Genomic DNA, 22,975 nt, shown 5'->3' with positions numbered 1-22,975 from the left:
CAATTTTACTATTTAACTTTGCACTCCCTTTTACAGGGCATCGGGGTGTGGCGCAGTTGGCTAGCGCACCTGCTTTGGGAGCAGGGGGTCCTCCGTTCGAGTCGGAGTACCCCGACAACAAAACCTGCAGACAAATTGTTTGCAGGTTTTTTTATTACCTTTGGCCCGATGTTAAGACTGATATTAATAGTAGGAACAGGTAGTTTTATCGGAGGGGCAGCAAGATTCCTGGCCTCCCGGTTTTTTCAGAACCTGACAATATCATCATTCCCTCTGGGAACATTTCTTGTTAACATAATTGGTTGTTTTCTCATAGGCGTTTTTTACGGACTTACTGAGAGGGGAAACTTATTAAACGATGAACTGAGAATTTTTTTAACGGTGGGTCTTTGCGGAGGATTTACCACTTTCTCAACATTTGCCAACGAAAATGTATCATTGTTAAAAGATGGCAATTTCTTCCAATTTCTTCTTTACACAGGACTAAGTGTTTTTTTGGGAATTACGGCTACCTATCTTGGGAATCTTACTACAAAACTTGTTTAAAAATAATTAACCAACCTCAACAAACTACTTTGATCCAAAAGACTTCATAAACTGAACCCTCTCAAATCTTTCCGGATTTTGAATGTTTGAATAATTTAGTTTTCCTCTGAAGTCTGAGATCTTCTCAAAGCCCTGAGTCTCCATAAAAAGGCTAATATCATCAAGAGCGTGAGTAATAGCCTCTGCGCCTCTTTGGTACAAAGCAGTACACATTTGTGCCGTTGCTGCTCCGGCCAGTAACTGTTTAAGTACAATTGTCCCATTGTGAATTCCGGTGCTTGCAGAGAGGTCTATTCCAGGAACCAGTGCAGATACAATACCCATCCATCTTAGTTCCTTAAGATGCTCCTGTTCGTTAGAATATGCATCGGCAGCAATAATTCTTACCTTCTTAATATCAATATCAGGCATATAGAACCTGTTGAACATCACAACTCCTTTTGCCCCTCTGGACTTAAGGCCGTTTACAAATCCCGGAAGATTTGTATAGTTGTTGGCAATCTTGACAGCAACTGGTATTGAAACTCTTTTTGCGACAGAGGCAACTACCTCAAGATAGTCATCCTCAATTTGATTGGCTCTTTTAGAAACACTTAGTGGCATAGAGAAAATATTTAACTCCAGGCCATCTGCACCTGCATCCTGAATCTCTTTTGCAAATTCCACCCACTCACCCATAGAATAACAATTAATGCTTGCAATAACAGGCACGGATACGGTATCCTTTATATCCTTAACAAGTTTCAGATATTTGGCTATTGAATTATGCCTGATATAGTGGTGGAGATAGTCAGCAGATTCCGGGTAGTCATGAGACTGATCAGCCAAAAACTCGGCCTCATCTACTATCTGCTCCTCAAAAAGCGATTTTACAACAATTGCGCCTACTCCGGCCTTATCAAAAGCGGCAACCTTGTCAAGCTGAGATGTAAGCCCTGAACTTGCCGCCAGAATAGGGCTGCGAAGCTGCAATCCCATATAGTTTACGGAGAGATTTGACATAACTGTAAAGTATTAAATTTTTTCAAGCACTTTTCTTAAACTAACCCGCTCCTCAACAATACCTCTTACCTTTTCAACCGGCACACGCTCCTGAGCCATTGTATCCCTCTCCCTGATTGTTACACATCCATCCTCAAGTGTCTGATGGTCTATTGTAATGCAATATGGTGTACCTATTGCATCTTGTCTGCGGTATCTCTTACCAATACTGTCTTTTTCATCGTACTGGCAATTATAATCAAACTTAAGATCATTCATTATCTCCCTCGCCTTCTCAGGAAGCCCGTCCTTCTTTATAAGCGGTAACACAGCCACCTTAACAGGGGCAAGAATTGCCGGCAATTTAAGAACTACCCTCTCCTCTCCGTTATCCAGCTTCTCCTCTGTATAAGCTGTTGAATATACAGCAAGAAAGGTTCTGTCAAGGCCGATTGATGTCTCCACAACAAAAGGAACATAGCTCTCATTAGTCTCCGGATCAAAATACTGAATCTTCCTTCCTGAGAACTTCTGGTGCTGACTCAGGTCAAAATCTGTTCTTGAGTGTATTCCCTCAAGCTCCTTAAATCCAAAAGGAAAATCAAACTCTATATCAGCTGCTGCATTTGCATAGTGTGCAAGCTTCTCGTGATTGTGGAATCTGTATTTCTCCTCTCCCAATCCAAGAGCCTTATGCCAGGAGAGCCTCTTTTGTTTCCAGTGCTCGTACCATTTCATCTCCTCACCGGGACGAACAAAAAACTGCATCTCCATCTGCTCAAACTCCCTCATTCTAAAGATAAACTGTCTGGCAACAATCTCATTCCTGAAAGCTTTACCAATCTGAGCAATTCCAAACGGAACCTTCATTCTGCCTGTTTTCTGCACATTAAGGAAGTTGACGAAAATCCCCTGAGCAGTCTCTGGTCTCAGGTATATAACATTAGCATCTTCACTTACGCTGCCCATCTGTGTAGAGAACATAAGGTTAAACTGCCTTACATCTGTCCAGTTTCTGCTTCCTGATATGGGACATACTATCTCACAATCAATAATAAGTTGCTTGACAGCCTCAAGATCGTTCGCGTTTAACGCTTCGTTCATCCTTCGGCTCACTTCATCAGCCTTCTCCCTGTTTCTTAGAACATTGGGATTTGTCAGTCTGAACTGCTGCTCATCAAATGCATCCCCAAATCTCTTTTTACCCTTCTCAACCTCTTTCTCTATCTTCTCTTCAATCTTTGCAATATGATCCTCCAGGAGAACATCTGCCCTATATCTCTTTTTAGAGTCTTTATTGTCAATAAGAGGGTCGTTAAAAGCCCCTACATGGCCGGAAGCCTCCCACACTTTAGGGTGCATAAAGATTGCCGAATCAATCCCCACAATATTATCGTTCAGGCGCACCATCGCCTCCCACCAGTATCTCTTGATATTGTTTTTCAATTCAGCACCAAGTTGGCCGTAATCATACACAGCACTCAATCCATCATAAATCTCGCTCGACTGAAAGATAAAACCATACTCTTTCGCATGAGCAATCAAATTCTTGAACAACTCCTCTTGTGTCATAAATCTCAAATCTGTTTATAAACGGCAAAAATACTGCTTTTTTAGAGATTTTTGATAAATTTGCCTTTTATAAATGTAAGAAATATTAGCAACTATGCGTAAAATACTCACAACACTATTATCCCTTTTTGTTTTTGTTTCTGTATGGGCTCAACCGGTGGCAACCTGGCAATATGAACAGAAAGACAACGGAGACGGAACAATTGATTTAATTTTCAAAGCAAATATTGAATCTCCCTGGTACATGTACAACTCAGATCCAATAGCTAACGGACCTCTTCCTACAAGTTTTGAGGTTACAAGCCCTATTGGATATGAACTTGTCGGCAAGCTAAGAGACCTGGATGAGGCTAAGCCAAAAATGGACGAGGCTTTTGGCATAGAGGTCAAAGTATTCGAAAAAAAGGCCTCTTTCGTTCAGACCATAAAAAGAACATCTTCCGAGCCGATTAAAGTGATTGGTATGCTAACATATCAAACATGCAACGGAGGAGAGTGCCTTATGGATGAAATGGATGTCAAGTTTGAGATTCCTGCAGGTGAACCGGCTAATAGTACAGAAATGGACGCCCCTGCTGAAGTATCCGGGTCCGGAAACGAGACCGGAGAGTCAGAAGGTCTTCTCGTATTTTTACTTATAGCTTTTGCTGCCGGCCTGGGTGGTGTTTTTACACCTTGCGTATTTCCCATGATTCCTATGACTGTTAGTTTCTTTATAAGCGGAGGGGGGAACAAGAGAGATGGAATTGTCAAAGGCCTTGTATTCGGCCTATCTGTGACACTTATATACACACTCGTGGGGGTAATAGTTGCAATGTTCCAGAGTACTGATGCAACAGATGTTTTAGGAACACACTGGATACCAAACATACTATTTGCAGTCCTTTTTATAATTTTTGCAATATCATTCTTTGGGGCATTCGAAATAACGCTTCCTTCAGGCCTCGCAAACAAAGCAGATGCCAAAGCAGACAAAGGCGGAATAATAGCCTCTTTCTTTGTAGCCCTGGCAATGGTAATAGTATCATTCTCCTGCACAGGACCATTTGTTGGATCAATACTCGCCGCAGCAGTTACAGGGGGATTGGCAGCAAAACCCATTCTTGGTATGATGTTTTTTGGACTAGCGTTCTCACTTCCTTTTGTGCTCTTTTCATTTTTCCCATCTCTAATGAAGAAGATGCCAAAATCAGGCGGATGGCTCAATGTTGTTAAAGTTGTTTTTGCATTTATCCTTCTGGGCTTCAGTTTCAAATACCTGGCCTCTGCAGATGCCTATTTTGGCCTTGGAATTATAACAAGAACACTTGTTATCTCAATCTGGATTGTGCTGTCTATTCTGCTTGGTGTTTATCTTCTGGGCAAAATTAAAACATCACATGATTCAGATATCAACCATGTTGGAACTTTCAGACTACTATTTGCAATAGCCTCATTCTCTTTTGCCGTATACCTCGTTCCCGGACTCTTTGGAGCTCCACTGAACTCACTTTCAGGACTGCTCCCTCCATCTGATGAGAGCACATTTACAATTGGATCTGGCACCGGTCAACAATCCGGCACTGTACAAGGCGCAATAACTCAGGGTCTGTGCGGACCCGCTAAATATGCAAACAGTAATAACATTGTCCCTTACGGACTCCCCAGTTATTACGATATTGCCGAGGCGATTGAATGTGCAAAAGAGCAGAACAAACCCCTGCTCCTCTCTTTCAAATCACATACCTGCAGCGCTTGTAAGGTAATGGAGGCAAAGGTTTGGAGCAATCCTGAAGTTCAGGCAATTTTAAGAGACCAGGTGGTTCTTGTTTCGCTATATGTTGACGACAGAACAGAGCTTCCGATGGAAGAGCAGGTGACTTCAGCAATAGACGGAAAAGTGAAGAATACTCTTGGCAGAAAGCTCAGGGATTATCAGCTGACCCGTTTTGGGAAAGCCTCTCAACCTCTGTATATAATAGTGGGCCATAATGAAGAGGTACTCTCTGCACCTGTAGGGGAATCTACAGTAGAGGAGTACCTCGCATTTCTAAAAGCCGGCCTTGATAATTACAGTAAGAGCCAGCAATAGTTATTACTTAAATTATTCTGATGGATCAGCTGATTTTCTCAAATAGCTGCTCCATCGGCTTTCTAACCTTCTTAAGGAACTGGTTTTGGTCTTCAGGAGACCTGTATCCAACTGCACCAATGCAAACAGATGTAAGTCCCTTCTCCTTAAGACCCAGAATTTCATCAAATTTTGCCTTGTCAAAGCCCTCCATAGCAGCAGCATCTATCTCCTGTTCAGCTGCTGCAGAGAGAAGAGCGCCCAGCGCAATATAGGCTTGTTTTGAATTCCATGTAGAAATTTGCTCAGGAGTCATTGAAGAGATAATTCCGTTTAGCATATCTCTGTATCCATTGCTGTTCTCTTCAGGAATATTGTTTGTCGCTGCAGAAAGCTTTATAAATGAGTCTACCTTGTCAGGTCCATAATCAGTGAAATTTGCAAACACAAAAACATGAGCAGCCTCTGTCAGCTGTGGTTGTCCGTAAGCTGCCTCTCTTAGTTTTTCACGCATCTCCTTGCTCTCTATTTCAAGAACTTTATACGGCTGAAGACCGTAAGAAGATGGTATAAAATTTATTGCTTCTTTGAGGTAATCTATCTGATCTTTAGTTAGTTTTCTGGTTGAGTCAAATCTTTTGACTGCATATCTCCATTTAAGTCCTTCTACTACTTTCATTGTATTGTTAATTTATCTGTTTATTTAATTTAATTACCATGTCATAGGAACTTCCATAACAAGGATTTTTGAGTCTTTACTTATATCTATACTTAGTACTTCTGCTTCAGTCACTGCAATAGCATCTCTTCTATTCAATTTGTGAGCGTCAATGGTTGCCTCTCCCTCTAACAAAAATATGTAAATTCCATTTTCTCTATTCTTAGTTAAATACTCAATCGTTTGATTATCTGAAAATTCTCCAAGATAAAACCATGCTTGCTGATTTATCCAAACCCCCTCTTCCCCTTCGTTAGGAGAGACAATCTCTCCAAGCCTGTTTGTTACGCTCTCTTTGTCAATCAGTTTCTGGTCGTACCTTGGCATGACATTCTTTTTATCCGGAAATATCCAGATCTGCAGGAACTGAACAGCCATGTCCGTTCTGTTGTTCATTTCACTGTGAATTATTCCTGTTCCGGCACTCATAACCTGTACCTCTCCCTCTTTTATAACCGTAGTATTTCCCATACTATCCCCATGCTTAAGCTCTCCGCTTAAAGGAATTGAGATAATCTCCATATTATCGTGAGGGTGTTTCCCGAATCCCTCCCCTGCTGCCACATAATCATCATTTAGAACTCTCAGGGCTCCAAAATGAACTCTCTCAGGATCGAAATAATTTGCAAACGAAAACGAGTGTGAAGATTTTAGCCATCCATGATCTGCATGACCTCTGGATGAGCCTTTAATAAAATTATATTTTTTTGTATTTGTTGCCATAACTTTGCTTAATAAATTAATAATGCAAAGGTATTGACTTAGAATATTTGTGTAAATGCAAAAAACCGGGAACCTATTGTAAAAATCCTAACTCTCCCTGAATTGAGAAAAAGTTACTCCCTCTCTCTTCTTGAAAAAGTTATTAAAATGTGCAGGGTCCTGAAAACCCAAAGAGTACGCTATCTCTTTTGATGTTAATTCTGTATGGATTCCCAGACGCTTTGACTCAACAATGATTCTCTTCTGAATAAAATCTTTAGCATTTGTCCCAACAGCATCCTTCATAACTGTATTAAGATAGTCAGAAGTAATATTAAGAGAGGCTGAATAATCAGATACCTGATGCCATTCACGAAATCTCTCTTCAAGCAGTCTCCTGAATCTGCCTACAAGGTCCCTGCCGGTTTCTAAAAGTTGAGTATTGCCATTAAAACTCCTGTCTAATTCACTGTTGCACTCAATTAGAAAAAGTTTAAGCCAAGAAGCTACAGCTTCATTTACATATCTGTCGCCTCTGTAAAAAAGTGCCTCAATCTCTTTTCCCATACTAAAAATCTTAGCTGCTCTCTCCTCCGACAGGTCGAGAGGCGGAGTATCGGGTTTACAGGAAAAGAGGCCCAAATTTGTCAGGAAGTCCTCATTAATATGATATTTACAAAGAAACTCCCCTGTAAACATAATTACCAAACCCTCTGGCCTTACAGGAGTATAAACTTGATGAACCTGCCCGGGCATAAGAAAGAAAACCCTGTTGTCCTTTATCTCATAGTTACTGAAATCAATTATGTGCTCCCCTTCTCCTCTTTTAGAAAATATGATCGTATAGAAGTTATGTTTGTGAGGGTCATCAGGAGTAGCACCACTCTCGTCAAAAATCTCCTCCATAGACCTGTAGGCAAAGAGAACTGCCTGATCTTCGTGATGAAGGTCAAATGCAGGAATCTCTGTTCCTCTTGATTCTGTAAAGAGTGAATTTTTCAATGCTTATGTTATAATACTCTGCAACTTTTAATTACAACCGATTTATCTTCACATAATTCCAATAAATCGTCAACTCTTTTCAAAAGTAATGGATGAATAAAATCGGGGCGAATCTCACAAACAGGAGCCAGAACAAATTTTCTTAAATGCATTCTTGGATGAGGAGTTGATAATTCATTTGTATCAATTACCCTGGAGCCATAAAAGATTATATCAATATCTATCTCTCTGGATTCATAACAGTTTGAATCCGGATTGCGGACTCTTCCAAGCTCTCTCTCAATATTCAGGACCACTTTTAAAAGCTCTTCAGGTATTATATCAGAAGATAATAAAACTGCCATGTTCAGGAACCAGATCTCTGTTTCAAAGCCCCAGGGTTCGCTTTCATATATTGATGAGGTAACAACAGGCGATTTTGACAATAAAGATATTTTTTGAACGGCCTCGCTCAAATAAGTTAATCTGTTACCTTTATTGCTTCCCAGCAGAAGAATTATCTCTTCCATTATTGTTCTATAACATTCCAAGCTCAAGAAGAGCCTCTTCACTCATCCTGCTCTTGTCCCAAGGCGGTTCAAAAGTAAGCTCTAAAGCCACATCTTTTACTCCGGGAACATCTGAAACAGCATCAAATACATCCTGAAGAAGCTGATCTGCCATAGGACAATTTGGTGCAGTAAGGGTCATCTTAACATCTACCTTACCATCCTCATTACTTTTAATCTCGTAAATAAGTCCAAGGTCATACACATTTACCGGTATCTCCGGGTCATAAACCTGCTTCAGTGCTAATACAATATTTTTTTCTGAAATCATATGTTTCCTATTTATTTGCAGCAAAAGCCACAGCGTAAAACTTAATCTGTTTTATCATTGATAGCAGTCCGTTTGCCCTTGTAGGCGAAAGGTTCTCCTCAAGGCCTATCTCTTTTATAAAATTTAGGTCTGCATCAATTATCTCCTGAGGAGTTCTTCCGGAGAAGACTCTTACTAACAAAGATATTATGCCTTTTGTTATAATAGCATCACTGTCTGCTGTAAACCAAATCTTCCCATCTGAATAATCTGCAGCAAGCCATACTCTTGACTGACATCCCTTTATTAAATTTTTCTCATCTCTTCCTGACTCTTTAATGATTGGAAGAGATCTGCCCAAATCAATCAGATACTCATATTTATCCAACCAATCTGTAAAGAGAGAAAATTCATCAACAATTTGTTGCTCTGTTTCTTTAATTGACATTTATTATATTATTTATTTTAACATTCTTATAGCTCTTTGAAGCGCCAATATAAACATGTCAGTCTCTTCAACTGTGTTATAAGATAGCAACGAAGCCCTAACCATACCTGTTACATTAAATCTGTTCATCAGTGGCTCACAGCACATCATACCAGATCTAACTGCAACGCCCATTTTATCCAACAGCATTGCCAGATCCGTATGATGAACACCCTCTACATTAAATGAAAAAATAGGGAGCTTATTTACTGAGTCTCCGTATATAACCAACCCGTCAATTTCTTTTAACGCGCTTAACAAAGATGATGTAAGTAATTGCTCTTGTTCAACAATGAAATTTTTATCTATTTGCTGAATGAAGTTTACAGCCTCCCCAAGAGCAGCTGCACCAATAAAATTTGGTGTACCTGCTTCAAATTTAAGAGGGATTGGCGCGTATGTAGTTTTATATAGAGAGACTGTATCAACCATATCACCTCCTCCCATCCATGGAGAGATCTCTTCCAGAATCTCTCTTTTTCCATAAAGGACTCCAGTGCCTGTAGGTCCGTAAAGTTTATGGCCGGAGAATGCATAGAAATCACAGTCAAGTTTTTGAACATCAACATCCCCATGAACTATTCCCTGTGCTCCGTCAAGCAGAACGCGAGCTCCTGCTTTATGAGCCTTCTCAATCAGTATTGATACAGGATTCTCTATCCCAAGAACATTTGATATATGGGCGACAGAAACAATCTTAACTTTCTCATCCAAAAGAGAGTCCAGCTGCTCAAGATCCCATTCACCGTTCTCGTCAACGGGTAAAATTTTAAGCTCAGCTCCGCTCCTTTCGCAAGCCATTTGCCAGGGAACAATATTTGAGTGATGGTCTGCCTCGCAAATTATAACAGAATCCCCTTTATTAATAAATCTTTGAGTAAAACTAAAAGCAACCAAATTTATTGATGCCGTGGTTCCTGATGTAAATATTATCTCTTCAGAAGAGGGTGAATTGATAAAATCTTTTATGGACAATCTTGCAGACTCATATAGAGAGGTGCATCTTGCGCTCAATTCGTGTACAGCCCTGTGAATATTACCATTTGTGCCGGAATTCATCTCGTTTATGAGGGATATAACACTTTGTGGTTTCTGTGCGGTTGCCCCGTTATCAAAGTAAACCAAGTCTTTACCGTGAACCTTTTGCTCTAGTGCCGGGAAATGGCTCCTCATTCCCTCTATGTTTACGATTCTGTTCATTACGCAATTATTCAGTGGAATATTGATTGATTCCTGCAAAATTAAACATAAATTTGCAAGAATAGTTTAATTCCAGACAATGTACGATTATATAAAAGGGGAGGTTATTGAGATTGGACCAACTGAAGTTGTGATTGATACAGGAAGCTTTGGCTTCAAATTGCAGATATCTCTTCAGACATACTCCAGACTCCAGGCAGGATCAAAGGCAAAGCTCTATATTCACCATCATTTGAGAGAGGATATTGAACTTATGTATGGATTCTATGACAAAGAGGAGAGGTCTATATTTCAGCATCTTATAGAGGTTTCCGGAATCGGCCCTAACACAGCCCGTATGATGCTCTCTTCAATGACATCTGATGAGATAAGAAATGCAATTATTACAGGAGATATAAACAGACTGAAAAGCATTAAGGGCATTGGACTTAAAACAGCACAGAGGCTCCTTATTGATCTTAAAGACAAAATTGCAAAGGGTACAGGAGCGCCTGTTATAACCGGGGGTATTACATCTTTCTCAGACGGCCGACGCGATGAGGCTGTTTCTGCTCTTATTCTGCTTGGATTTGGTAAAGCAAATGTGGAAAAGGTAGTGGACGGAATTCTCCGCGAGGATCCTGTAACTGCACTGGAGGAGCTGATAAAGCTATCATTGAAAAGATTATAAATTTGAATTATTTTAATAAATTTGCAACAAATTTAATAACAAAATTATGAGCATACCTGCAAATCTTAAGTACAGCAAAGACCACGAATGGGTACTTGTTGAAGGTGATACAGCAACAATCGGTATCACAGAATTCGCACAGGGACAACTTGGCGACATTGTATTCGTTGACATCCAGACTGAAGGAGAAACACTTTCAGCAGGTGATGTTTTTGGAGCAATTGAGGCTGTTAAAACAGTAGCTGACGGCTTAATGCCTGTTTCAGGAGAAATAATTGAGTTTAACTCAAATCTGGAAAGCGCTCCGGAATCTGTAAACAAAGATCCTTACGGAGCCGGCTGGATGATTAAAGTAAAACTTACAAATCCTTCAGAGATAGATGAACTTATGGATGCAGCTGCTTACGAAGCATTTATTGCATAAATAATCGATATCAATTTAAAAGAGCGCCCTTTTTTGGGCGCTCTTTTTTTTGAGTTGCTCAGATAAAATTTTAAATTTACGCACACTAACAAATAATAAAAATTAGCCATAGATGAGACATAGTTTTGGAAGTGATAACCACTCAGGTGCTGCTCCTGAGATTATTGATGCAATAATTGAAGCAAATAAAGACTTTCAGGTTGCCTATGGGGAGGATGAATACACACAAAAGGCAGTAGGCGCAATTAAACGAATATTGGGGGAGTCTGCTATCCCATTTTTTGTTTTCAATGGAACCGGAGCAAATATTCTTGCATTAAAAGCAATGACAAACACTTTTAATTCCATTTTATGTCCTGAGAGTGCTCACATTAATGTTGATGAGTGCGGTGCCCCGGAGTTAATGACAGGAGCAAAGCTTGTTCCCCTGCCTGTTATTGATGGAAAGGTCTCTCCGGAAACTGTAAAAAGTGAACTTAAAGGCTTTGGTTTTCAACATCACTCCCAACCGAAAGTTCTCTCTATTTCTCAACCTACTGAGCTTGGAACTTTGTACAGCCCATCTGAAATCAGAGCCCTGGCAGACCTAATGCATGACCATAAAGGCTACTTGCATGTAGATGGATCAAGAATATCCAATGCCTCAGCTTCTCTCGGATTACCCATTAAGGAATTTATTACAGATCAGGGAGTAGACGCACTATCTTTTGGAGGAACAAAAAACGGACTCCTTATAGGAGAAGCAGTTGTGTTTTTCAGGAAAGAACTTGCAGAGGATTTTCAATACATACGGAAACAAAGAGCACAGCTATTTTCTAAAAATAGATTTATTGCAGCCCAGTTTGATGCATATTTAAGAGATGGGCTTAATATTAGGCTCGCATCTCACTCAAATTCCATGGCTAAATACCTTCAAAGTGAACTTGCCGGAATTAAAGATGTTATTATATCAAGGCCGGTAGAGACCAATGTCGTATTCGCGATAATACCAGCGGATCTTTGCGAGAAACTTATGAAAAAGCACTATTTTTATATTTGGGATGAAGTGACTGGTGAAGTAAGATGGATGTGCTCATTTAATACCACAAAAAAGGATATTGATAATTTTGTCTCTGATATCAAAGAGCTTTTATAACCTAAACACAATAAATATGGCAGTAACAAGAGTTTTTGACCTGCTGGACCAGTTGGTTGAAAAATATCCAAAAGAGGATATCCTGAGCAGAAAAAGCGCAGGTAAATGGATTAAGTACTCCACTCAAAGCTATTACGAGCACTCTCATCTTATCTCCTATGCCCTTTTATCAATAGGACTCGGCAAAGGAGACAAAGCAATTACCATTATGCCCAACAGACCGGAGTGGAATTTTCTTGATATGGGTATGATGATGGCAGGATTAATTCATGTGCCTGTTTATACAACACTTAGTAATGACGACTACCTTCACATTTTCAACCATAGTGATGCAAAAGCAGTTTTTCTGGGCACAGATACTCTTGTCAAAAAACTTGTTCCAATAATCAAAAAAGTTGACAGAGATATTAAAATATACACTATTGAAGAGAGTGACGGATTTACATCAATTGAAGAGCTTTACAAACTTGGTAAAGAAAACATTGACAAATATAAAGCAGAGGTAGATACAATAAAATCTCAGACAGGCGAAAACGAAGTAGCGACTATAATTTATACATCAGGAACAACCGGAACCCCTAAAGGAGTGATGCTTTCACACAAAAATCTGGTTTTTAACTTTATAGGAACAGCTGTCCAGCAAATCAGAGATCACACACACAAAATGTTAAGCTTCCTGCCTCTTTGCCATATTTACGAAAGAGGTATGAACTATGACTACCAATACCTTGGAATAAGCATTTACTACGCAGAGAGTCTCTCAACAATTGCTTCTGACCTGGCAGACAGTAAAGCCGACGGATTTTGTGCAGTGCCAAGAGTACTTGAGATGATGTACTCAAAACTTGAAGCAGCTGGAAAAGATCTGGATGGAATTAAAAAAATAATTTATAGATGGGCCTTCCGCATCGCTATAAAATTTGACTATACAAAAAACAGCATTTTATATAAAATGCAATATGCTATTGCAGACAAACTTGTTTACAGCAAATGGAGAGAGAAACTAGGTGGCAAGGAGATGCTTATAGTATCGGGAGGATCAGCTATTCAGGCTAAAATAATTCGCCTTTTTACAGCTGCCAAAATGTATATTTTTGAGGGCTATGGAATGACAGAGGCCTCTCCGGTTATCGCTGTAAACAACCCTAAAGAGATGATTATCAAAATAGGCACTGTTGGAAAAAGAATGGAAGGAACAGAGATGATGATTGCTGATGATGGAGAGATATTAACTCGTGGTCCTCATGTTATGCTGGGATATTACAAAGACCCTGAATATACAAAACAGGTAATTGATGAACAGGGTTGGCTTCACACAGGTGATATAGGTGTAATGGTAGATAAGATATTTCTAAAAATTACAGATCGTAAAAAAGAAATCTTCAAATTATCAGCAGGCAAATATATTGCACCTCAGGTAATTGAAAATATGCTAAAAGAGTCATCATACATTGAAAATTGCATGGTTGTTGGTGAAAATCAAAAATTTGCCTCTGCTTTAATTATTCCTAATATTAGTAAGTTACACTTCTGGGCTGCAAAACACAAAGTACAATACACAGACAACCAAGAGCTTATCTCTAATACTGAAGTAGTTAAGAAAATAAATCGTGAAATAGAAAAGGTAAATTCAAAACTGGCAGCACACGAACAGGTGAAGAGAGTCAAATTAATAATTGATGAGTGGACACCATTAAATGATATGCTATCACAAACGCTTAAACTAAAAAGAAATAAAATAAAGGCTAAGTATGCAGATACAATATCTGAGATTTATAAAAACGAGTAAATTCATTTAAATAATTCAAATTTGGACATCAGAAAAGCCACAATTCAGGACAGAGAAGCCATATTCAAAATATGGCTCTCTTGTTTTACTGATGATCAAGATTATATAAATGATTATCTTGATTATTGCTTTCCTTACACGACCACCCTATTGCTTGGCAATAAATCCGAGGGAGATGTTTCAGTAATTTCAATATTACCATCTTATTTCAATTCCGGGAACATCAGCCATAGAGGCGCATATCTTTACGGAGTTGGCACGTTACCAGAATTCAGAGGGCACTCATATTCTATGCATTTAATTAATTACGGTATTGAGTTGCTAAAAAATGAGGGTATTGAATACTTTTTAGTCAAACCGGCAACCGATACACTCTTTTCACTATACAGAAAACTCGGTTTTAACAAAGATCTTTTTTCCGAAAACATATTGATTTCTTCAAAATTTAAAGAGATCAAGGAGAATGAACGAGTAATTGAAGATATCCCCTTTTCAGATTTTTCAGACTTTTACAATGAAAGAGAAAATCTGCTCTCTAACTCCTCCTTCTTATGGCCAAAAGATATTCTATCATACTCCATAAAAGAGATCCTTGAAAGGAACGGTTTTCTCATAAAAGATTCAATTAGCGGAAATTTCTGCATAGGATACCCTTCAGAAAACGGATTTATATTAGATGTTTTAGAAACAACTGCTGATATAGATAGTTTCACAGAAATATTCGGAAAAGAACTTGATATCAGATACCCACAAGCCAAAAATTGGAGAATCTCCTACCCTCCAAAAACCGGGGGAGAACCATGCACGAGAAGCCTTTCGGCCCTTTTTATGGAGCTCACGCCAAATATCTTTTCATATTGCGAAAATTACAAACTCTCCCTCCCTATGGAGTAGCAAATAAGTTCCCCGTGGAACCTATCAATACTTTCTCTCTATTTACCGTCCAAAATAAACTAATAAAATAGATATATCCGCAGGAGATACGCCAGGAATTCTTGAAGCGTGCGATATGGTCTTTGGTTTATGTTTAGATAATTTCTGCCGTGACTCTATGGAGAGGGATTTTAGGGCATCGTAATTAAAATTATCAGGTATTTTAATCTCTTCAAGTTTTAGAATCTTTTCAGCAATTCGCTTCTCCCTGTCAATATAACCCTTGTATTTAACAAATATTTCAACAGAAGAGATTAACTCTTTTGAAAACAATCTAAACGCTACACTAAAGTCATCTACACCATTTGCCTTATAGGGAAGATTGGTTTGAGAATCAATTAACTTATTAATTAGATAAACTAATTCATTGCTATTGTCCTCTAGCTGTTTATAGGAATCTGTTTGAATATTTAAAGCACTAAAAACAACGGACTCCAAGTCGCTTCCTATCAGTGGGTCATCAAATGTTCCTCGTGGAACATTTTTTAAGAAATCAATAATCTCGCTTTGTGGTCGACTAAGAATGTCTGATAGTTTTCTCTTTTGTGTGATTATTGATGAATTTATAGTTTGAAGGTAGTTGTTGATATCTTCAGGAGAAACAGATGCATTCTCAAGAAATTGTATAAACCTTCTAATGAAATTATATTTTTTCCTTGTAAGTTCAACGCGCTCCAGCGAAGCTAATCCTACATTGTATCCCGTTTCAGTAAGTCTCAGGTCTGCATTATCCTGTCTTAATAGAATCCTGTATTCTGCTCTTGATGTAAACATTCTGTATGGTTCATCTACCCCTTTAGTAACAAGGTCGTCAATAAGCACACCAATATAAGCTTCGTCTCTTTTAAGTACAAGAGGCTCTTTTCCATTAATTTTTAAATGGGCATTTATCCCTGCCATCAGTCCTTGGGCAGCTGCCTCTTCATATCCTGTGGTACCATTAACCTGGCCTGCAAAATATAAGTTTTCCACTTTTTTTGTCTCTAATGTGTGGAATAATTGCGTTGGAGGAAAGTAATCGTACTCTACAGCGTAAGCAGGACGGAATATAATTACCTTTTCAAACCCCGGTATTGCCCGTAAAGCACTGTACTGTATATCCAATGGCAAGGAAGAAGAGAACCCTTGAAGATAATACTCATGGGTATTCCATCCCTCTGGTTCAAGGAAAAGTTGATGAGAGTTTTTATCAGAGAATGTTTTTAATTTATCTTCAATACTTGGGCAGTATCTTGGCCCTCTTCCTGAAATTTTCCCTGAAAAAAGAGGCGAAAACTTAAACCCGCCTTTTAAAATATCGTGCACGCTCTCGTTCGTATGCACCATATAACAGGACATCTGTTCAGTTGCAGACTGTATCGGGGAAGGCTTTGATAAAAAGGAAAACTTTTCAGGAGAGGTGTCTCCATACTGAATTTCCAACTTGGACAAATCAACAGATCTAGCGTCAATTCGAGGAGGAGTTCCCGTTTTCATTTTATCTACCTCAAACCCCAGCTCAAACAGTTGTTCTGATAAATGTTTTGATGTTGGCTCTCCTACCCTTCCCCCATCAGTTGTATTTTGACCAATATACAGCTTGCCATTTAAGAAGGTACCGGCAGTAAGAATTACAGAGTGAGCAAAGAATTTTGCACCCAATTCTGTAATGACTCCAGCCACTTTACCATCTTCAAATATAAACTGAGTAACAGTATCCTGCCACAAATTCAAACCGGGAGTATTTTCTAATATATATCTCCAGTTGAGAGAAAAATGCTGTCTGTCACATTGAGCTCTGGGGCTCCACATTGCAGGTCCCTTTGATCTGTTAAGCATTCTAAACTGTATAGTACTAGCGTCAGTTACAATACCAGTTGCTCCTCCTAGTGCGTCTATCTCTCTGACTATCTGCCCCTTTGCTATGCCTCCGATTGCCGGATTGCAAGACATCTGTGCAATTTTGCCCATATCCATAGTTAAGAGCAGAACACTTGATCCCATTTTTGCTGCAGCGTGAGCTGCCTCGCATCCGGCATGTCCGGCACCTATAACAATTATATCGTATCTATTACCCATTCCTAATTTGTAAGTTGCTTAAAGATCTCTCTTCAGCTGATTTCATCTCAATTTGCTCCTCTGCGGTCGAATCATTAAACCCAAGAAGATGTAAAATGCCATGTATAATTACTCTGAAAAGCTCATCCAGAAAATCAGTTTTATATTCAAAACTATTAGATTTAACTGTGTCAATACTAATAAAAAGATCTCCGGAAATAATATCAGACTCGCAGTAATCAAAAGTAATAATATCGGTGAAATAGTTATGTTTAAGATATTTATTGTTCATTTCAAGTAAATAATTATCACTGCAAAAGATGATATTTATATCACCAATTTTACATTGATTTTTGCTTTCTGTTGAAACAATTCTCTTAATCCAGGAAGATATTTCTCTTTTGTTCTTTAAAGCAAAACTAACATCCTCACTATGGTAAACTATCATCTATTAAAGAATTTATTTTGTTTCTGAAGCTTCCTCTTCCAGTAAATCCCAGTATTCTACAGCTCTTCTTGTGTGAGGTATAACAATTGACCCCCCAACAAGGTTTGCAACTGACATAATTTCAAACATCTGTTCTCTTGATACTCCTAATTCAAAACACTTTTCAAGATGATATTTTATACAATCATCACATCTTAAGACAGCAGATGTTGCTAAACCAAGCATCTCTTTGGTAACAGCCGGAAGTGCACCATCCTCATAACATCTTGTATCCAGATTATAAAATCTCTTGAAAAATAAATTATCTGAATCTAATATTTTTTTGTTCATTTTGGCACGAAATGTGCGGAATTCGTCTATTCTGCTCATACAATAAAATTTTTGCGCAAAACTACACAAAATATACTAATCAAAATTTTTTACTATTATGTCTAAAGTAACTGTCATAGGTGCCGGCAATGTTGGAGCAACATGCGTTAACGCAATGAATATGTTGCAATTTGCAGGTGAAATTGTTCTCTTGGATATCAAAGAGGGTATTGCGGAGGGAAAAGCAATAGATATGATGCAGACCGCAAAATTACTAAGGTTTGATACCACAATTAAAGGGGTAACAAACGATTACGCTGCTACTGCTAAATCAAAGGTTGTTGTTATTACTTCAGGTATTCCAAGAAAACCGGGGATGACCAGAGAAGAATTAATAGGTACAAATGCAGAAATTGTTGGGAATGTTGTTGAAAATGCTCTAAAGTATTCTCCAAATGCAATTTTTGTTATTATATCCAACCCTATGGATACAATGACTTATCTTACTGTTGCCAAAGCAAAACTCCCTAAAAATAAAGTTATTGGGATGGGTGGAATTCTTGATAGCAACAGATTTGTATACTATTTGAGAACAGCTCTGAAATCACCTGCAAGTGATGTAGCTGGCATGGTAATTGGAGGTCATGGAGATACAACAATGATTCCTCTCATAAGATTCGCTAACCTTAGAGGAATCCCGGTAAGCGAACTACTTCCGGAAGATGTTCTTTCACAAGTTGTTAAGGATACTATGGTGGGTGGTGCTACACTTACCAAGCATCTTGGTACTTCTGCATGGTATGCTCCGGGAGCAGCTGCAGCAGCTCTTGTACGCTCTATCGTGCTGGATGAAAAGAAAATCTATCCGTGCAGCGTAATGCTAGAAGGCGAATACGGTCAAAGCGATATTTGTCTTGGTGTTCCGGTAGTTGTGGGAAGACACGGATGGGAAAAGGTAGTTGAACTCAACCTCAACGCAGAAGAACAGGAAGCATTCAACAAAAGCGCAGATGCTGTAAGAGCAACAAACAATGTTTTGAAAGATCTTAACATCATCTAGCAAATTGAGAATTATTTTGCATCTTTGTGATGCAAAATTTTGGGGTATTAGCTCAGTTGGCTAGAGCGCTTGCATGGCATGCAAGAGGTCATCGGTTCGACTCCGATATGCTCCACAATAAAGTTTTTAACAATAATTAATAAATTTATCTTCTTCATTTTCTTGTAATTAGTAATTTTTTGTCATAGTTTATCCACAATAACTCTTGTCAAATCATTATTTCTTTATAATTTTACATTTCGATAAACTTCTGAATACATTAATACAGATATGGAAATAAAGAAAACGCCCAAAGCCGATCTTGAAAACAAGAAAATTCTTTTCAGGGAAATAGGTTTAATTTTAGCTCTGGCAGTAGTTTTGCTTGCATTTGAGTGGAAAACATATGACAAGCAGATCTCTACACTTGGAGATAACACTGCAGCAGTTATTGAAGAGGAGATGATTCCAATTACAAACGAGACTCCTCCACCTCCAGCTGAGGCGCCTAAGATTCCTACTGTATCTGACGTAATTGAAATCGTTGACGATGATATGAAGATCGAAAACGAACTAATCATTAATACAGAGGATGACAAAAACCTTGGCGTTCAGATTAAGGACTATGTTAAAGGTCCGGTAGAAGAGGTAATAGAGGACGAAGAGATTCCATTTACAATAGTTGAGGAGAAACCATCTTTCCAGGGTGGTGATGAAAACACCTTCACAAAATGGGTTGCAAGCAAACTTGTTTACCCGGAAATTGCTAAAGAGAATGGAGTTCAGGGACGCGTTATTCTTCAGTTCCTCGTTGGTACAGATGGTAGTGTAAGTGATGTTAAGGTTGTCAGAGGTGTTGATGCTTCGCTTGACAAAGAGGCTGCCAGAGTAGTTGCTTCTTCACCTAAATGGAAACCAGGTAGACAAAGAAACAAACCGGTAAAGGTTCGTTACACATTCCCGGTAATTTTCCAATTAAGATAATTTTATATTTACAGAATAATAGAAAAGGCTGCCTCGAACAGAAGCAGTCTTTTTTTTCAATATAATATGGCAATAATAGAAGAGAGCGGATTAGAAAAAGTCGTATTTGTAGGAGTTCTCAGACAGAACGACGACGAGAGAAAGGTATATGAATACCTTGATGAGCTTGCGTTTCTCGCAGAGACTGCCGGTGCAGTTGGTGTTAAGACATTTGTACAGAGAGTGGATAAACCAAATCCAAAAACTTATATTGGAAGCGGAAAGCTTGATGAAATTAAGGCATATATTACAGAAAATGATATCAAGCTTGTTATTTTCGACGACGAACTAACTCCTTCTCAGTTAAGAAACATAGAGAGAGAACTTGAATGCAGAATACTTGACAGGACAAACCTGATACTGGATATATTTGCTCAGAGGGCAAAAACTGCATATGCCAAAACTCAGGTAGAACTTGCACAATATCAATATCTTCTCCCAAGATTAACGAGAATGTGGACTCACCTTGAAAGGCAAAGAGGCGGTATTGGAATGAGAGGCCCCGGGGAGAGTCAGATTGAGACAGACAGACGGATTATTCTTGATAAAATAAGCAGGCTTAAAGAGCAGCTAAGGAAGATAGACAGGCAAATGGCCTCCCAGAGAGGAAACAGGGGAAGCCTGGTCAGAATCTCTCTCGTAGGTTATACTAATGTTGGCAAAAGCACATTAATGAATCTACTGGCTAAAAGCGAAGTATTTGCAGAGAACAAACTTTTTGCAACACTTGATACAACTGTCAGAAAAGTAGTTATTGAAAATGTACCTTTTTTGCTTAGTGATACAGTTGGTTTTATCAGAAAACTTCCACACCAGCTTGTTGAATCATTTAAGAGCACTCTTGATGAGGTAAGAGAGGCGGATATCCTTATGCATGTTGTTGATATTTCTCATCCAAATTTTGAAGAACAGATAAAAGTGGTCCGAGAAACATTGGAGGAAATTGGAGCAAAAAACAAACCTACTTTCCTGGTATTTAATAAAATTGACGTTTATAAATATGTCCCTCAGGATGAATTTGATCTTGGAGAGAAGCAGAGAGAGAATTACTCCCTTGATGAGCTGAAAAAAAGCTGGATCAACAAAGAGAACTCTCCTTGCATATTTATATCGGCTAAAGAAAAGGTACAAATAGACAAGTTAAGGAATGATATCTACAAGATGGTTGCCGAGATTCATGCCGGAAGATACCCTTTTGATAACTTCCTCTGGTAATCTCTCTACCCTCCTCCCTTTATAACCGGTCATAGAGACAGCAGCGGTAAGAGAGTTCAGAAGAGCCTCCTCTGTAGCCTCAATGGTGGCCATGAATAGCGGAGACATTGAGTCGTTCTGAAGTTCAACAGGAGTATAAAAAGATTTTGATTCATCAATCAGATTCTCCTTTGCAACAGACATTGCAATGATATAATCACCACTCCCATTTGAGGCTATTCCCCCTGATTTTGCAAGCCCCATAAAGGCACGCTTGGCTATCCTTTGGAGATTTCTGGAAGTAACAGGAGCGTCTGTGATTACAACTATCATGCAGGAGCCGTCCATATCCTGCATTATGTTTTTGCTGTAACTATAATTTTTAAGCTCTTTTCCAACAGGTATTCCAGCCATTTCAAGGACTCCGCCATAATTAGTCTGAACAAGTACTCCCACAGTATAGCCACCTAAAGAGTTTGGAAGGACTCTTGAAGCGGTTCCTATTCCCCCCTTGTATCCAAAACAGATTGTTCCTGTTCCTGCACCTACAGCACCCTGTTGTACAGCTCCGGAACTTGCATTAGCTATTGCAGAAAGGACATGGTGAGGTTTTACGTGTCTTCCTCGGATATCGTTTAGCCCCCCATCATTTGTCTCCCCCACAACACCATTAACAGAGGCAATGTTTTCATTACCTGGCTGCTCCAGAGTATATGTTATAAGAGCATCCAGTGCAGCAGCAACACTCATTGTATTAGTTAAAATAACAGGCGTCTCAATATTACCCAGCTCAATAACCTGTGTATAGCCGGCAAGTTTACCAAATCCATTTCCTACAAAAATTGAAGCAGGAACCTTGTTTTTAAAAAGATTCCCTTCGTGTGGTATTATTGCTGTAACTCCTGTTCTGATATTTTCGCCCTCTATAAGCGTACAGTGCCCAACCCTTACACCCGGGACATCAGTTATAGCGTTGTTAGCGCCCTGTTTCATCACTCCTATCTTGATTCCGTAATCTTTGAGTGATTTCTGTGAAGCTGCCGTTGTTGAAATCAACAGAGCTCCAAACACTACAAACAAAGCTATATTCTTCATTTAACAGGCATAAAATTAATTAATTCATCCTTGACTATGTCTGGCTCCTCAAGGAAGCCATTATGGCCTGAATTGGCCAGAAAAACCGATTTAGCTGCAGGTAATGCAGCAGAGAGCTCTTTTGCCCTTTCCGGGGAGATATGGTAATCGTTATCACCGAAAAACATAAGAACCGGCAGCGATGTACTAACCAACACCTCAAGATTGTCCGGTCTGGTTTTTAGTCCCTCAATAGAAGCTACTATACCCTCCGGATCGTGAGTTTCAGTAAGTTCAACTATTTCAAATATTTTCTCGTCAAACCTTCTTTGATTATCCGGAGCAAACATTTTAGGGATACCCATTTTTGCAATAGCAGGTAATTTTGCTTGCTTAACAAGAATTATCTCTCTGTCTCTGTCAACAACTTTTTCCGGAGTATCTGAATATGGCGTAGAGTGCATTAAAACTATCCCATTAAAAAGCTCAGGATATCTCTTTATACACTCAATTGCTATATATCCACCCATTGAGTGGCCCATAACAGTAGCTTTATCAACTGAGCAAACCCTGAGAACATCTTTTACCACATTAGCACAAAATTCTAATGAATTTTCTGTCTGGTGTGTGCCAGACAACCCATGCCCCGGTATATCAATTGAGATTGTTCTGATATCTTCGGGTAATTTAAGTATAAAATCCTGCCATACATAAAGTGTCTCCAAATATCCGTGGAGCAAAACGAGAACCCTCTCCCCTCTTTTAGAATCAGAAATGTGTACTGGAATACCATTGCAAATCGCGAAAAACTCCATTATCCCTTATTTTTTGCAAATTTAAAAAG

General features: G+C 39.0%; 24 protein-coding genes and 2 tRNA genes. 12 read left to right on the top strand and 14 right to left on the bottom strand.

What is annotated here, in order from left to right:
- Positions 1 to 41: 41 nt before the first annotated feature.
- Both U5907_06915 and crcB read left to right on the top strand, forming a co-directional pair.
- Positions 42 to 115: transfer RNA gene (locus U5907_06915), tRNA-Pro, on the top strand.
- Positions 116 to 168: 53 nt separating this feature from the next.
- Positions 169 to 546: a fluoride efflux transporter CrcB gene (crcB, locus tag U5907_06910; GenBank protein WRQ32309.1), complete on the top strand. Its 378-nt coding sequence runs from the start codon at positions 169 to 171 to the stop codon at positions 544 to 546.
- Positions 547 to 570: 24 nt separating this feature from the next.
- On the opposite strand, the gene U5907_06905 is transcribed toward crcB, so the two are convergent.
- Positions 571 to 1,548, bottom strand: coding sequence for a dihydroorotate dehydrogenase-like protein (locus tag U5907_06905; protein ID WRQ32308.1), 978 nt, complete (start codon positions 1,546 to 1,548; stop codon positions 571 to 573).
- Positions 1,549 to 1,560: 12 nt separating this feature from the next.
- On the bottom strand, positions 1,561 to 3,099 hold the full coding sequence (locus tag U5907_06900) for a glycine--tRNA ligase (GenBank protein WRQ32307.1): 1,539 nt from the start codon (positions 3,097 to 3,099) through the stop codon (positions 1,561 to 1,563).
- Positions 3,100 to 3,193: 94 nt separating this feature from the next.
- On the opposite strand from U5907_06900, the gene U5907_06895 reads away from it, so the two are divergent.
- A complete protein-coding gene (locus U5907_06895) occupies positions 3,194 to 5,170 on the top strand; it encodes a cytochrome c biogenesis protein CcdA (GenBank protein ID WRQ32306.1) in 1,977 nt (658 codons plus the stop codon).
- A gap of 25 nt (positions 5,171 to 5,195) precedes the next feature.
- Here U5907_06895 and U5907_06890 read toward each other — a convergent pair whose 3' ends face one another.
- The 7 genes from U5907_06890 to U5907_06860 all read right to left on the bottom strand — a co-directional run bounded on the left by U5907_06890 (position 5,196) and on the right by U5907_06860 (position 10,056).
- On the bottom strand, positions 5,196 to 5,828 hold the full coding sequence (locus U5907_06890) for a nitroreductase family protein (protein WRQ32305.1): 633 nt from the start codon (positions 5,826 to 5,828) through the stop codon (positions 5,196 to 5,198).
- 33 nt (positions 5,829 to 5,861) lie between these two features.
- The gene (locus U5907_06885) at positions 5,862 to 6,590 is read right to left on the bottom strand and encodes a pirin family protein (GenBank protein ID WRQ32304.1); all 729 of its coding nucleotides are present in this window, start codon (positions 6,588 to 6,590) and stop codon (positions 5,862 to 5,864) included.
- Between the two features lie 87 nt (positions 6,591 to 6,677).
- Positions 6,678 to 7,571: a helix-turn-helix transcriptional regulator gene (locus U5907_06880; GenBank protein ID WRQ32303.1), complete on the bottom strand. Its 894-nt coding sequence runs from the start codon at positions 7,569 to 7,571 to the stop codon at positions 6,678 to 6,680.
- Positions 7,572 to 7,579: 8 nt separating this feature from the next.
- On the bottom strand, positions 7,580 to 8,080 hold the full coding sequence (gene folK, locus U5907_06875) for a 2-amino-4-hydroxy-6-hydroxymethyldihydropteridine diphosphokinase (GenBank protein ID WRQ32302.1): 501 nt from the start codon (positions 8,078 to 8,080) through the stop codon (positions 7,580 to 7,582).
- A 7-nt stretch (positions 8,081 to 8,087) separates the two neighbouring features.
- Positions 8,088 to 8,405, bottom strand: a complete 318-nt coding sequence (locus U5907_06870; GenBank protein ID WRQ34089.1) for an iron-sulfur cluster assembly protein — start codon at positions 8,403 to 8,405, stop codon at positions 8,088 to 8,090.
- Positions 8,398 to 8,817 carry a SufE family protein gene (locus tag U5907_06865; GenBank protein ID WRQ32301.1) on the bottom strand — a complete coding sequence of 140 codons (420 nt, stop codon included), beginning with the start codon at positions 8,815 to 8,817 and terminating at the stop codon, positions 8,398 to 8,400. The genes U5907_06870 and U5907_06865 overlap by 8 nt, the downstream gene beginning before the upstream one ends.
- Before the next feature lie 12 nt (positions 8,818 to 8,829).
- A complete protein-coding gene (locus tag U5907_06860; protein WRQ32300.1) occupies positions 8,830 to 10,056 on the bottom strand; it encodes a SufS family cysteine desulfurase in 1,227 nt (408 codons plus the stop codon).
- Positions 10,057 to 10,135: 79 nt separating this feature from the next.
- On the opposite strand from U5907_06860, the gene ruvA reads away from it, so the two are divergent.
- The 5 genes from ruvA (at position 10,136) to U5907_06835 (ending at position 14,968) form a co-directional block, all read left to right on the top strand.
- Positions 10,136 to 10,726 (top strand): Holliday junction branch migration protein RuvA, encoded by a 591-nt coding sequence (gene ruvA, locus U5907_06855; protein WRQ32299.1) that lies wholly within the window; start codon positions 10,136 to 10,138, stop codon positions 10,724 to 10,726.
- 46 nt (positions 10,727 to 10,772) lie between these two features.
- The gene (gene gcvH, locus U5907_06850) at positions 10,773 to 11,150 is read left to right on the top strand and encodes a glycine cleavage system protein GcvH (protein WRQ32298.1); all 378 of its coding nucleotides are present in this window, start codon (positions 10,773 to 10,775) and stop codon (positions 11,148 to 11,150) included.
- Positions 11,151 to 11,262: 112 nt separating this feature from the next.
- The gene (locus tag U5907_06845) at positions 11,263 to 12,285 is read left to right on the top strand and encodes a low specificity L-threonine aldolase (protein WRQ32297.1); all 1,023 of its coding nucleotides are present in this window, start codon (positions 11,263 to 11,265) and stop codon (positions 12,283 to 12,285) included.
- A 16-nt stretch (positions 12,286 to 12,301) separates the two neighbouring features.
- Positions 12,302 to 14,074: a long-chain fatty acid--CoA ligase gene (locus U5907_06840; GenBank protein WRQ32296.1), complete on the top strand. Its 1,773-nt coding sequence runs from the start codon at positions 12,302 to 12,304 to the stop codon at positions 14,072 to 14,074.
- 21 nt (positions 14,075 to 14,095) lie between these two features.
- Positions 14,096 to 14,968 (top strand): GNAT family N-acetyltransferase, encoded by an 873-nt coding sequence (locus U5907_06835; protein WRQ32295.1) that lies wholly within the window; start codon positions 14,096 to 14,098, stop codon positions 14,966 to 14,968.
- A 42-nt stretch (positions 14,969 to 15,010) separates the two neighbouring features.
- Here the strand turns inward: U5907_06835 and mnmG are convergent, their stop codons facing one another.
- Genes mnmG through U5907_06820 form a run of 3 tightly spaced genes read right to left on the bottom strand, consistent with a single transcriptional unit; the run spans position 15,011 to position 17,861 of the window.
- Positions 15,011 to 17,065: a tRNA uridine-5-carboxymethylaminomethyl(34) synthesis enzyme MnmG gene (gene mnmG, locus U5907_06830; protein ID WRQ32294.1), complete on the bottom strand. Its 2,055-nt coding sequence runs from the start codon at positions 17,063 to 17,065 to the stop codon at positions 15,011 to 15,013.
- Positions 17,058 to 17,492: an rRNA maturation RNase YbeY gene (gene ybeY, locus U5907_06825; protein WRQ32293.1), complete on the bottom strand. Its 435-nt coding sequence runs from the start codon at positions 17,490 to 17,492 to the stop codon at positions 17,058 to 17,060. Before ybeY ends, mnmG begins: the two co-directional genes overlap by 8 nt.
- A 12-nt stretch (positions 17,493 to 17,504) precedes the next feature.
- On the bottom strand, positions 17,505 to 17,861 hold the full coding sequence (locus U5907_06820) for a carboxymuconolactone decarboxylase family protein (protein ID WRQ32292.1): 357 nt from the start codon (positions 17,859 to 17,861) through the stop codon (positions 17,505 to 17,507).
- Positions 17,862 to 17,919: 58 nt separating this feature from the next.
- Between U5907_06820 and U5907_06815 the strand changes: the two genes are divergently transcribed.
- The 4 genes from U5907_06815 (at position 17,920) to hflX (ending at position 21,078) form a co-directional block, all read left to right on the top strand.
- Positions 17,920 to 18,861, top strand: coding sequence for a malate dehydrogenase (locus U5907_06815; GenBank protein ID WRQ32291.1), 942 nt, complete (start codon positions 17,920 to 17,922; stop codon positions 18,859 to 18,861).
- Positions 18,862 to 18,902: 41 nt separating this feature from the next.
- Positions 18,903 to 18,976 (top strand) — tRNA-Ala (locus tag U5907_06810).
- 155 nt (positions 18,977 to 19,131) lie between these two features.
- The gene (locus U5907_06805) at positions 19,132 to 19,824 is read left to right on the top strand and encodes an energy transducer TonB (protein WRQ32290.1); all 693 of its coding nucleotides are present in this window, start codon (positions 19,132 to 19,134) and stop codon (positions 19,822 to 19,824) included.
- Positions 19,825 to 19,890: 66 nt separating this feature from the next.
- Entirely contained in the window at positions 19,891 to 21,078 is a 1,188-nt protein-coding gene (hflX, locus tag U5907_06800) for a GTPase HflX (protein WRQ32289.1), read from the top strand.
- Here the strand turns inward: hflX and U5907_06795 are convergent.
- Positions 21,004 to 22,152, bottom strand: a complete 1,149-nt coding sequence (locus U5907_06795; GenBank protein ID WRQ32288.1) for a P1 family peptidase — start codon at positions 22,150 to 22,152, stop codon at positions 21,004 to 21,006. The two genes, hflX and U5907_06795, sit on opposite strands and share 75 nt — an antisense overlap.
- On the bottom strand, positions 22,149 to 22,946 hold the full coding sequence (locus U5907_06790; protein ID WRQ32287.1) for an alpha/beta hydrolase: 798 nt from the start codon (positions 22,944 to 22,946) through the stop codon (positions 22,149 to 22,151). The genes U5907_06795 and U5907_06790 overlap by 4 nt, the downstream gene beginning before the upstream one ends.
- Between the last annotated feature and the right edge of the window lie 29 nt (positions 22,947 to 22,975).

The sequence above is a fragment of the Bacteroidales bacterium MB20-C3-3 genome, assembly GCA_035609245.1.
Taxonomy (GTDB): Bacteria; Bacteroidota; Bacteroidia; order Bacteroidales; family UBA932; genus Bact-08.
This window is presented reverse-complemented; position numbering and strand designations above follow the sequence as displayed.

Bases quoted from the DNA above. Each gene is read 5' to 3' on its own strand.
- crcB (WRQ32309.1), top strand. From the start codon at position 169: ATGTTAAGACTGATATTAATAGTAGGAACAGGTAGTTTTATCGGAGGG.
- U5907_06905 (WRQ32308.1), bottom strand. From the start codon at position 1,548: ATGTCAAATCTCTCCGTAAACTATATGGGATTGCAGCTTCGCAGCCCT.
- U5907_06900 (WRQ32307.1), bottom strand. From the start codon at position 3,099: ATGACACAAGAGGAGTTGTTCAAGAATTTGATTGCTCATGCGAAAGAG.
- U5907_06895 (WRQ32306.1), top strand. From the start codon at position 3,194: ATGCGTAAAATACTCACAACACTATTATCCCTTTTTGTTTTTGTTTCT.
- U5907_06890 (WRQ32305.1), bottom strand. From the start codon at position 5,828: ATGAAAGTAGTAGAAGGACTTAAATGGAGATATGCAGTCAAAAGATTT.
- U5907_06885 (WRQ32304.1), bottom strand. From the start codon at position 6,590: ATGGCAACAAATACAAAAAAATATAATTTTATTAAAGGCTCATCCAGA.
- folK (WRQ32302.1), bottom strand. From the start codon at position 8,080: ATGGAAGAGATAATTCTTCTGCTGGGAAGCAATAAAGGTAACAGATTA.
- U5907_06865 (WRQ32301.1), bottom strand. From the start codon at position 8,817: ATGTCAATTAAAGAAACAGAGCAACAAATTGTTGATGAATTTTCTCTC.
- U5907_06860 (WRQ32300.1), bottom strand. From the start codon at position 10,056: ATGAACAGAATCGTAAACATAGAGGGAATGAGGAGCCATTTCCCGGCA.
- ruvA (WRQ32299.1), top strand. From the start codon at position 10,136: ATGTACGATTATATAAAAGGGGAGGTTATTGAGATTGGACCAACTGAA.
- gcvH (WRQ32298.1), top strand. From the start codon at position 10,773: ATGAGCATACCTGCAAATCTTAAGTACAGCAAAGACCACGAATGGGTA.
- U5907_06845 (WRQ32297.1), top strand. From the start codon at position 11,263: ATGAGACATAGTTTTGGAAGTGATAACCACTCAGGTGCTGCTCCTGAG.
- U5907_06840 (WRQ32296.1), top strand. From the start codon at position 12,302: ATGGCAGTAACAAGAGTTTTTGACCTGCTGGACCAGTTGGTTGAAAAA.
- mnmG (WRQ32294.1), bottom strand. From the start codon at position 17,065: ATGGGTAATAGATACGATATAATTGTTATAGGTGCCGGACATGCCGGA.
- ybeY (WRQ32293.1), bottom strand. From the start codon at position 17,492: ATGATAGTTTACCATAGTGAGGATGTTAGTTTTGCTTTAAAGAACAAA.
- U5907_06820 (WRQ32292.1), bottom strand. From the start codon at position 17,861: ATGAGCAGAATAGACGAATTCCGCACATTTCGTGCCAAAATGAACAAA.
- U5907_06815 (WRQ32291.1), top strand. From the start codon at position 17,920: ATGTCTAAAGTAACTGTCATAGGTGCCGGCAATGTTGGAGCAACATGC.
- U5907_06805 (WRQ32290.1), top strand. From the start codon at position 19,132: ATGGAAATAAAGAAAACGCCCAAAGCCGATCTTGAAAACAAGAAAATT.
- hflX (WRQ32289.1), top strand. From the start codon at position 19,891: ATGGCAATAATAGAAGAGAGCGGATTAGAAAAAGTCGTATTTGTAGGA.
- U5907_06795 (WRQ32288.1), bottom strand. From the start codon at position 22,152: ATGAAGAATATAGCTTTGTTTGTAGTGTTTGGAGCTCTGTTGATTTCA.
- U5907_06790 (WRQ32287.1), bottom strand. From the start codon at position 22,946: ATGGAGTTTTTCGCGATTTGCAATGGTATTCCAGTACACATTTCTGAT.